A 9,585-nucleotide genomic window follows, 5' to 3' on the forward strand; every position below is an offset into this window, starting at 1 on the left:
CGGCCCGCGCGGCGCTGCGGCGCACCCCCGAGCAGCTCGACGTGCTGGCCCGCAGCGGCGTCGTGGACGCGGGCGGCGCCGGCCTGGCGATCATCCTGGAGTCGCTGGTCGCCGTGGTGACCGGCTCCTCCAGCGAGCGCTACGACGTGCCAGCGCCGACCGCCAGGGTGTCGCCCATGACCGAGGTGGGCGCCGGGTACGAGGTGATGTACCTGCTGGACGCCGAGGACTCCGCGGTGGGCAAGCTCCGCGAGGAGCTCGACCGGATGGGCGACTCCCTGGTCGTGGTGGGCGGCGACGGGCTGTGGAACGTGCACGTACACGTGGACGAGGCGGGGCCCGCGGTCGAGGCGGCGCTGCGCGTGGGGCGGCCGCACCGGATCAGGATCACCTACCTCGCCGAGCGCACCCACCGCGCCGGCGCGGGCAGGGGAGTGGTGGCCGTCGCCGCCGGTGACGGCATCGCGGCGCTGTTCGAGGAGTGCGGCGCGGTCGTCGTACGGCGGGTGCCGGGCACGCGCCCCTCGCTGCCCGCCATGCTGGCCGCCATCAGGCAGGCGGGCAGCGAGGTCGCCGTGCTGCCGAACGACGCGGGCGCCCAGGCCGTGGCGGCCGCGGCGGCGGAGATCGCCCGGGAGGACGGCGTCGTGGTCAGCGTGCTGCCGACCAGGGCGACCGTGCAGGGGCTGGCGGCGCTGGCCGTACACGATCCGCTGCGCCGCTTCGACGACGACGTGGTCGCGATGACCGACGCCGCGGGGCACACCCGGCACGGGCACGTCGTGGTGGCCGACCGCGAGGGGGTCACCAGCGCCGGCGTCTGCCGCCCCGGCGACGTGCTCGGGCTCATCGACGGGGACGTCGCGGTGATCGGCGCGCGGCTCGACGAGGTGGCCGTGACGGTCGTGGACAGGATGCTGGCGGGCGGCGGCGAGCTGGTGACGCTGGTGACCGGGGTGGACGCGCCCGAGGAGCTCGCCGGTCAGGTGGAGGCCCACCTGGCGCATGGCCGGCCGGACGCCGATCTGGTCGTGTACGACGGTGAGCAGGGCGGCTACCCGCTGCTCATCGGCGTGGAGTGAGACCGGCGCGTCGCTGTGCCGTGACACCGGCGGGGCGGTTTCCCGCGGGCGTGGTCCCTGTCGGTGGCAGGCGGTAGAACATAGACCCGTGAGCCGTTTCGACGAGCCGCTGACGAAGGCGCTCGACCCGAAGACCGCCAAGCTCCTGCACAGCGTGCTGGGCCTGGAGACGGTCGGCGACCTGCTGCGCCACTACCCGCGCCGCTACGCCGAGCGCGGGGAGCTCACCTCGCTCGACGCGCTGGAGGTCGACGAGCACGTCACCGTCGTGGGCGAGGTCAGCAGGCTGATGCGCAAGCCCATGCGCAACCGGGGCGGCACCTGGCTCGAGGTCGAGGTGGTCGACGCCGGCCGCAACAAGATCTACCTGTCGTTCTTCGGCAAGGGCTCCCACGTGGCGGAGACGCGGCTCAAGCCGGGGCGGCGCGGCATGTTCGCCGGGAAGGTGGGGCTGTTCGGGTCGCGCGCCCATCCCCGGTGGCAGCTGTCGCATCCGGAGTTCGAGCTGTTCGAGGAGAGCGAGTCCAGCGCCGAGGAGTTCTCGGCGGCGCCGGTGCCGATCTACCCGGCCGGCAAGGACCTCACGCCGTGGGTGATCAGGCGGGCGGTCGGCGTGGTGCTCGACACGCTGGGGCCGCTCCAGGACCCGCTCCCCGCGGAGCTGCGCGGGCGTCACGGCCTGCGCGACCTGGGCGAGGCGCTGGTCAGCGCCCACCGGCCGAAGGACTTCGGCGACGTGCAGCGGGCACGGCGGCGGCTCAAGTTCGACGAGGCGTTCGTGCTGCAGGCCGTGCTTCTGCAGCGCAGGCAGGCGGCGACCGCCTGGCCGGCCAGGGCGCGCCCGCGCCGCGACGACGGGCTGCTCGCCGACTTCGACGCCCGCCTGCCGTTCTCGCTCACCGAGGGCCAGAGGGAGGTGGGCGAGGAGATCGCCGCCGACCTCGCGCTGGAGCACCCGATGCACCGGCTGCTGCAGGGCGAGGTGGGCGCGGGCAAGACCGTGGTCGCCCTGCGCGCCATGCTGCAGGTGGTCGACGCGGGCGGCCAGGCCGTCCTGCTGGCCCCCACCGAGGTGCTGGCCCAGCAGCACCACCGCTCGATCACCGCCATGCTGGGCGACCTCGCGCAGGGGGGCATGTTCGGCGGCACCGCGGTCACGCTGCTCACCGGCTCCATGGGCGCCGCCGCCCGCCGTTCGGCCCTGCTGGACGCGGCCTCGGGCACGGCGGGCATCGTGGTGGGCACGCACGCCCTGCTGCAGGAGCACGTCCAGTTCGCCGACCTGGGCCTGGTCGTGGTGGACGAGCAGCACCGCTTCGGCGTGGAGCAGCGCGACGCCCTGCGCGAGAAGGCGGGCGGCAAGCGTCCCCACGTGCTCGTCATGACCGCCACCCCGATCCCGCGCACGGTCGCCATGACGGTCTTCGGCGACCTGGAGGTCTCCACGCTGTCGCAGCTCCCGTCCGGCCGCGCCCCGATCACCACCCACGTGGTGCCCGCCGCCGAGAAGCCGCACTTCCTCGAGCGCACCTGGGAGCGGGTGCGTGAGGAGGTGGCGCTGGGCCGGCAGGTCTACGTGGTCTGCCCACGCATCGGCGACCTGGAGGGTGACGAGGGCGATCTGGAGGCCCCCGCCGACGACGAGGAGCGCCGCCCGCCGCTGGCCGTCCTGGACGTCGCGGAGCTGCTGTCCGAGGGTCCTCTGCACGGCCTCCGTCTCGGTGTCCTGCACGGCAAGCTCCCGCCGGAGGAGAAGGACGCGGTCATGCGCTCGTTCACCCGTGGCGAGCTCGACGTGCTGGTGGCGACGACGGTGATCGAGGTGGGCGTCGACGTGCCCAACGCGTCCGTCATGATCATCATGGACGCCGACCGGTTCGGCGTCTCCCAGCTCCACCAGCTCCGCGGCCGGGTCGGCCGGGGAGGGTTGCCGGGGCTGTGCCTGCTGGTGTCCGACTTCCCGGAGGGCACCCCGGCCCGCGCCCGGCTCGACGCGGTGGCCGCGACGCTCGACGGGTTCGAGCTGTCCCGGGTCGACCTGGAGCAGCGGCGTGAGGGCGACGTGCTGGGCGCCGCGCAGTCGGGGAAGCGGTCGTCGCTCAAACTGCTCCAGTTGCTGCGCGACGAGGACGTGATCGAGGCCGCCCGCGAGGAGGCGGCGCGGCTGCTGGAGGACGACCCGGAGCTCGCCTCGCACGACGCGCTGCGCGCCGAGATCGACCGGCTGCTGGCGGACGAGCGGGCCGAATACCTGGAAAAGACCTGACGGCACCTGGAAAGACCTGACCGCACCTGGAAAGACCTGACTGACGGGTCGGTGACCGCTGGAAGGTTCCTGTGGCGGTCGTGAGCTCCTGGGAGGGACCCGAGGAGGCCGGGTGCGAGAAAGGCGTTGGGCCCAGCCACGGGGACGGCCTCCCCCCGAATGCCGTCCCCGGCTGGGCCCACCCCCCCGGGTCAGGTGCCGAGGGAACCGGCGTGCGGAAGGGCTCACGACCACGCCGGTCGGCCTTCTTCTGGGTCACCTCGAAGGCCGCAGACTCATCATGCGTGCCCGGTCGGGTGTTGTGAATCACCCTTGCGCTGTCGAGGCCGACACTTGTCCACTCTTGACCTGCGCCGATATGCGGGACAATGACCACCATGACTCGGATCATCGCGGGCGTCGCGGGTGGACGCCGCCTGGCCGTGCCGCCGGGGCGCGGCACGAGGCCGACCAGTGACAGGGCACGAGAAGGGATCTTCTTGACGCTCGACTCGCTGCGCGGGCTCGCCGGAGCACGGGTGATGGACCTGTACGCGGGCTCGGGGGCCGTCGGGCTGGAGGCGCTGTCGCGGGGGGCGGCGCACGCGCTGCTCGTCGAGTCGGATCCCAAGGCGGTCCGGACGATCAAGGCGAACGTCCAGTCGCTGGGACTGGACGGGGCCCAGGTGGTGGCCGACAAGGTGGAGCGGCTGCTGGACAGGGCCCGCAAGAGTGGCCGATCTCACTCCGGGAGCGGGCCTCACGGGGAGGAGCCGCGGGCCGTGGAGCCGTACGGCTCGGGGGAGCCCGGCGAGGGATCGGACGCGGCGGGGCCGCGCGGTGCGGGATCGCGGGCTGTGGAGCCGCAGGTCGCGGGGGTGCACGGGGTGGAGCCGTACGACATCGTCTTCGCCGATCCGCCGTACGCCGTCTCGGGTGAGGACGTCACGCGGGTGCTGGAGCTGCTGCGCGATCACGGGTGGCTGGCCGAGGGGTCCGTGGTGGCGTTCGAGAGGGAGACGCGGGGAAAAGCCGTGATATGGCCGGAAGGCTACGTTGAGGAGAGGGTCCGTCGTTACGGCGAAGCGTCCGTTTGGTACGGTCGCGCCGCCGGGAACCCGTAGACCTGCCCGTAGATCTGGGAGGCGTCTTGCGCCGCGTTGTCTGCCCGGGGTCGTTCGACCCCATCACGAACGGTCACCTCGACATCATCGGCCGGTCCGCCCGGCTGTACGACGAGGTGACCGTGGCCGTGCTCATCAACCTGGAGAAGAGCAGCCTGTTCACGGTCGACGAGCGGATCGAGATGCTGCAGACCGTGACCAAGGACTTCGCGAACGTCAAGGTGCGCAAGTTCCACGGGCTGCTGGTCGACTTCTGCAAGCAGAACGACATCCCCGCCATCGTCAAGGGCATCAGGGTGGTCAGCGACTTCGACTACGAGCTCCAGATGGCCCAGCTCAACTACCGCCTGTCGGGGGTGGAGACGCTGTTCATGCCGACGAACCCCGAATACTCCTTCCTGTCCTCCAGCCGGGTCAAGGAGATCGCCCGGTATGGCGGCGACGTGTCCGGCCTGGTGCCGGACCTCGTGCACAAGCTGCTCATCGACCGGCTCAGGGGCTGAGCGGCACCTGCTATCCTTTCATTTCGGCCTTGTACGACGGCGCGTTCCGCCATGCCTAGCGAGAGCAGGATGACTCAGCACCTCGACCCCCGCTCCCCTTGGGTGATCTCCACTCACGATCTGGGAAAGCGGCCGGGCACGATGCGGCAGATGACCCTGACCCTCCCGGCACCGGAGGATCTCGGCGTCGACATGATCGGCGTTCCCAAGGACGCCGAAGTCGAGCTGGACCTCCGGTTCGAAGCAGTGATGGAAGGCGTGCTCGTCTCCGGCACGGCGCAGGCCCCGCTCGCCGGGGAGTGCGCGCGGTGCCTCGACCCGGTGACCTCGGAGATCGAGGTCGACCTGCAGGAGCTGTTCTTCTACTCCGACGAGGACGCCTCGGAGGACGACTCGCTGCTCGACGGGGAGCTGCTCGACCTCCAGCCGGCTTTCCGCGACGCGGTCGTGCTCGCACTGCCGCTGAGCCCCGTCTGCCGTGACGACTGCGAGGGGCTCTGCGCGGAGTGCGGGATCAAGCTGGCCGAGGCCGGCGCCGATCACCGGCACGAGAAGATCGACGCTCGATGGGCGTCGTTGCAAGGTCTGACCACCGAGAACGATAACGATCAGGAGAAGTGACGTGGCCGTCCCGAAGCGAAAGATGTCGCGGAGCAACACCCGCGCCCGTCGCTCCCAGTGGAAGACGACTGCTGTCGCCCTGGTGAGCTGCCCGCAGTGCCGTTCGCCCAAGCAGCCGCACATCGCGTGCCCCACCTGCGGCACCTACAACCGCCGCCAGGTCGTCGAGCCGTCTGCCTGATCGCGCGGTTGACGTGCTGCCGACCGGGTGCCATTGTGCCCCGGTCGGCGTTAACGTCTAAATGCGTGCGGTAGCGGTCCGCCCGCGGTCGTGGTGGACGCCGGGGCTCTGTTCTCCCCGACGCCCACCACGTTTTCGGGCATCCTCCGCGGCCGTCGCGCCATGTGAAGATGTCCGAGGAGGAAACACGTGGGCACAGGGCCTAAGCCGGTGGCCGTCGAGGTCGCCAGAGCGGAGCTGGAGCGAGTGCTGGCCGTCAGCCTCGATCCCGACATTCTCGAGCGTGCGCTGACGCACCGCTCCTACGCCTACGAGAACGGCGGCCTGCCCACCAACGAGCGCCTTGAGTTCCTGGGCGACTCGGTGCTGGGCCTCGTGGTCACCGACACGCTCTACCGCAACCACCCCGACCTGCCCGAGGGGCAGCTCGCCAAGCTCCGGGCCGCGGTGGTCAACATGCGCGCCCTGGCCGACGTCGCCCGGGGCCTCGGGCTCGGCCGCTTCCTGCGGCTCGGCAGGGGCGAGGAGGGCACGGGCGGGCGCGACAAGTCGTCGATCCTGGCCGACACGCTGGAGGCGCTGATCGGCGCCGTCTACGTCGACAAGGGGCTCGACGAGGCGTTCAGGGTGGTCCACCTGCTGTTCGACCCGCTGATCGTCCGCTCGGCCTCGCTGGGCGCCGGGCTCGACTGGAAGACCTCGCTGCAGGAGCTCACCGCCTCCGAGGCGCTCGGCGTGCCCGAATACCACGTCGAGGAGAGCGGTCCCGACCACGCCAAGTCGTTCACCGCCGAGGTGCGGGTGGGCGGCGAGTCCTACGGCTCGGGCCACGGCCGCAGCAAGAAGGAGGCCGAGCAGCAGGCGGCCGAGGCGGCGTGGACCCGCATCAGGGCCCGCCGCGAGCAGCGCGAGAGCCAGCCGGCGGGCTAGGTGCCGGAGCTACCTGAGGTCGAGGTCGTCCGGCGCGGCCTCGCGCAGTGGGTGGCCGGCCGGGAGATCGCCTCGGCCGAGGTGCTGCACCCGCGCGCCGTCCGCCGCCACGTGCCCGGCGCGGAGGAGTTCGCCGCCCGGTTGAAGGGACGTGTGGTCGTCTCGGCCGAGCGCCGCGGCAAATACCTGTGGCTTCCGCTCTCCGGTGCCGAGGAGGCGCTCCTCGCCCACCTGGGGATGAGCGGCCAACTGCTGCTGGTGGAGCCCGGCGCGCCGCTGGAGAGACATCTGCGCGTACGGCTGAGCTTCACCGACGGCGGCCCCGACCTGCGCTTCGTCGACCAGCGAACATTCGGCCACGTCATGCTCACCTCGCTCGTGGGCGGCGTTCCCGAGCCGATCGCGCACATCGCCCCCGACCCGTTCGAGGAGTCGTTCGACGACGCCCGGTTCGCCGCCGCCCTGCGCCGGAAGAGGACCGAGGTCAAGCGGGCGCTCCTCGACCAGTCGCTCATCAGCGGGGTCGGCAACATCTACGCCGACGAGGCGCTCTGGCTCGCCAGGCTGCACTGGGCGCGCCCCACCCAGACGCTCACCCGCCCCAAGATCGCCGAGCTGCTCGACGCCGTACGGGAGGTCATGATCGCGGCCCTCCACCAGGGCGGCACGTCCTTCGACAGCCTGTACGTGAACGTCAACGGCGAGAGCGGCTACTTCGACCGCTCTCTTGAGGTGTACGGGCGGCGCGACCAGCCGTGCTCGCGCTGCGGGACGCCCATCATGCGGGAGGCGTTCATGAACCGTTCGTCCTACTCGTGCCCCCGATGCCAGCGCAGGCCCCGCTGAGCGGGCGCCGGCGCCTGACCAGGGAAGGTCTGAGATGAGCCGAGGTGGGGACGTGGAGCAGGTGCGGGTGACCGCCTGGGTCAGGGGGCGGGTGCAGGGTGTGGGTTTTCGCTGGTGGACCCGGGCCAGGGCGCTGGAGCTGGGCCTGGAGGGCTGGGCGCGCAACATGGACGACGGCCGCGTGGAGGTGGTGGCCGAAGGATCTCGTGAGGCGTGCGTCAAGTTGCTCGAACTCCTGCGGGGTTGCGACACGCCGGGCAGAGTCGATGGAGTAGTGGAACGGTGGAGCGAAGTCCGAGGTAGTTTGGGCGGTTTTAGGGAGCGGTAGCGCGTTTCGCTAAACCACCCAAATAGGGTATAGTTGTATGTCGGGAGTGCCTGCCTGTGGGCAGTGCGGTTCGTTCGACTTGACCGCCCACACTGCCGGTGCGACTCTTGTTAGGTACCACGCGCACCCCTCCCGCGGAATAAGAAGTGCGCGAACCAGTCTGGTCACTCAGCGTGGAGGACCCTTTACCATGGCGAAGGCTCTACTCGGCCACGTCGGTGGTCCTGACCCTCGAATGGTCTCCGAGATGCGCCGCCTGCAGCAGCGCATCCGTGACCTGGAGGCAGAACTCATCCGGCTTCAGGCTCAGAATGACGCTCTTGCGGCGCAAACCCGCGATGAGGCACTCAGCCGCATGCAGGAGCGCGAGCCGGCACTCACCTAAGAGTGATCGGAGCGCAAGATTCAGGGACGTCTCGGAGAGGCGTCCCTTGTTATTTGCCCTCGGTGAGGATGTCTTTGCGGCTGTTTTGCCTGGTCCGCCGCTGACTCTGCCGCGGTGGCCAGCGCCCGGCGGGTGAGGACGAGTAGGCTTTCCGCGTCCGTTCAGGGTCCGTTCAGGGAAAAGAGGGCCGGAGCTTGTATCTGAAGACCCTCACCCTGCGCGGCTTCAAGTCCTTCGCGTCCGCGACCGCGCTGCGCTTCGAGCCGGGCATCACGTGCGTCGTGGGCCCCAACGGTTCCGGCAAGTCCAACGTCGTCGACGCCCTCGCCTGGGTCATGGGCGAGCACAGCGCCAAGTCGCTGCGCGGCGGCAAGATGGAGGACGTCATCTTCGCCGGCACGTCGTCCAGGCCGCCGCTGGGCAGGGCCGAGGTGACCCTGACCATCGACAACTCCGACGGCGCGCTGCCGATCGACTACACCGAGGTCACGATCAGCCGGCTGATGTTCAGGTCGGGGCAGAGCGAATACGCCATCAACGGCGACACCTGCCGCCTCCTCGACATCCAGGAGCTGCTGTCCGACTCCGGCATCGGCCGCGAGATGCACGTCATCGTCGGCCAGGGGCAGCTCGACGCGGTGCTCCACGCGGGCCCGGAGGACCGGCGGGCGTTCATCGAGGAGGCGGCGGGCGTCCTGAAGCACCGCAAGCGCAAGGAGAAGGCGCTGCGCAAGCTCGACGCGATGCAGGCCAACCTGACCCGCGTCCAGGACCTCGCCACGGAGCTGCGCCGCCAGCTCAAGCCGCTCGGCCGCCAGGCCGAGATCGCCCGCAAGGCCGCGGTGATCCAGGCCGACCTGCGTGACGCGCGGCTGCGGCTGCTCGCCGACGACGTGGGCATCCTGCGGGCCACGCTGGAGCGCGAGGCGGCCGACGAGGCGGCGGTCCTGGCCCGGCGCGCCCAGGTGGAGAACGAGCTGGCCGAGGGCCAGCAGCGCGAGAGCGCACTGGAGACCGCCGAGGCCGAGGCCCAGCCGCGGCTCAGCGCCGCCCAGGAGACCTACTTCCGCCTGTCGTCCCTGCGCGAGCGCATCACCGGCCTTGAGCAGCTCGCCGCCGAGCGGCACCGGCACGCCGTCGACGCGGCGGCCGTCGAGCGCCGCGGACGCGACCCCGAAGATCTCGAACGTGAGGCCGCCGAGGTCCGCGAGCAGGAGCTCATTCTCCAGGCCGAGCTGGAGCAGGCCCAGGAGCTGCTGGAGGACGCGGTCGAGCGGCGCGCCGAGTCGGAGGCCGCGCTGGGGGCGGAGGAGCAGCGGCTCGCCCTGGCCGCGCGGGCC

General features: G+C 71.2%; 11 protein-coding genes. All 11 read left to right on the forward strand.

All coding sequences use genetic code 11. The features are described 5' to 3' along the window. A partial coding sequence (locus DQW85_RS32910) for a DAK2 domain-containing protein (protein WP_113703679.1) occupies positions 1–1,082 on the forward strand: 1,082 nt, incomplete at its 5' end. A gap of 88 nt (positions 1,083–1,170) precedes the next feature. Beyond that, on the forward strand, positions 1,171–3,348 hold the full coding sequence (gene recG / locus DQW85_RS32915; protein ID WP_113703680.1) for an ATP-dependent DNA helicase RecG: 2,178 nt from the start codon (positions 1,171–1,173) through the stop codon (positions 3,346–3,348). 377 nt (positions 3,349–3,725) lie between these two features. Next, complete coding sequence (locus DQW85_RS46160) at positions 3,726–4,451, forward strand: RsmD family RNA methyltransferase (RefSeq protein WP_240197574.1); 726 nt, start codon at positions 3,726–3,728, stop codon at positions 4,449–4,451. A 26-nt stretch (positions 4,452–4,477) separates the two neighbouring features. Next, complete coding sequence (gene coaD / locus DQW85_RS32930; protein WP_113703681.1) at positions 4,478–4,954, forward strand: pantetheine-phosphate adenylyltransferase; 477 nt, start codon at positions 4,478–4,480, stop codon at positions 4,952–4,954. A gap of 51 nt (positions 4,955–5,005) precedes the next feature. Further along, positions 5,006–5,575, forward strand: a complete 570-nt coding sequence (locus DQW85_RS32935; RefSeq protein WP_113703682.1) for a YceD family protein — start codon at positions 5,006–5,008, stop codon at positions 5,573–5,575. 1 nt (position 5,576) lies between these two features. Then, the gene (gene rpmF / locus DQW85_RS32940; RefSeq protein WP_082535183.1) at positions 5,577–5,756 is read left to right on the forward strand and encodes a 50S ribosomal protein L32; all 180 of its coding nucleotides are present in this window, start codon (positions 5,577–5,579) and stop codon (positions 5,754–5,756) included. A gap of 189 nt (positions 5,757–5,945) precedes the next feature. Beyond that, on the forward strand, positions 5,946–6,686 hold the full coding sequence (gene rnc, locus DQW85_RS32945; protein WP_420819200.1) for a ribonuclease III: 741 nt from the start codon (positions 5,946–5,948) through the stop codon (positions 6,684–6,686). Further along, a complete protein-coding gene (gene mutM, locus DQW85_RS32950; protein WP_113703684.1) occupies positions 6,687–7,532 on the forward strand; it encodes a bifunctional DNA-formamidopyrimidine glycosylase/DNA-(apurinic or apyrimidinic site) lyase in 846 nt (281 codons plus the stop codon). It abuts the gene before it with no gap. 52 nt (positions 7,533–7,584) lie between these two features. After that, positions 7,585–7,860, forward strand: coding sequence for an acylphosphatase (locus tag DQW85_RS32955; RefSeq protein WP_113703685.1), 276 nt, complete (start codon positions 7,585–7,587; stop codon positions 7,858–7,860). A gap of 190 nt (positions 7,861–8,050) precedes the next feature. After that, a complete protein-coding gene (locus DQW85_RS32960; RefSeq protein WP_055505123.1) occupies positions 8,051–8,245 on the forward strand; it encodes a hypothetical protein in 195 nt (64 codons plus the stop codon). A 194-nt stretch (positions 8,246–8,439) separates the two neighbouring features. Then, positions 8,440–9,585 (forward strand): chromosome segregation SMC family protein (locus DQW85_RS32965; RefSeq protein ID WP_162795563.1); only part of this gene is annotated, 1,146 nt, incomplete at its 3' end.

Source organism: Nonomuraea lactucae (genome assembly GCF_003313395.1).
GTDB lineage: Bacteria > Actinomycetota > Actinomycetes > Streptosporangiales > Streptosporangiaceae > Nonomuraea > Nonomuraea lactucae.

Excerpts from the sequence above, each read along its gene's own strand:
- DQW85_RS32960 (WP_055505123.1), top strand. The coding sequence starts at position 8,051 with ATGGCGAAGGCTCTACTCGGCCACGTCGGTGGTCCTGACCCTCGAATG.
- DQW85_RS32935 (WP_113703682.1), top strand. The coding sequence starts at position 5,006 with ATGCCTAGCGAGAGCAGGATGACTCAGCACCTCGACCCCCGCTCCCCT.
- DQW85_RS46160 (WP_240197574.1), top strand. The coding sequence starts at position 3,726 with ATGACTCGGATCATCGCGGGCGTCGCGGGTGGACGCCGCCTGGCCGTG.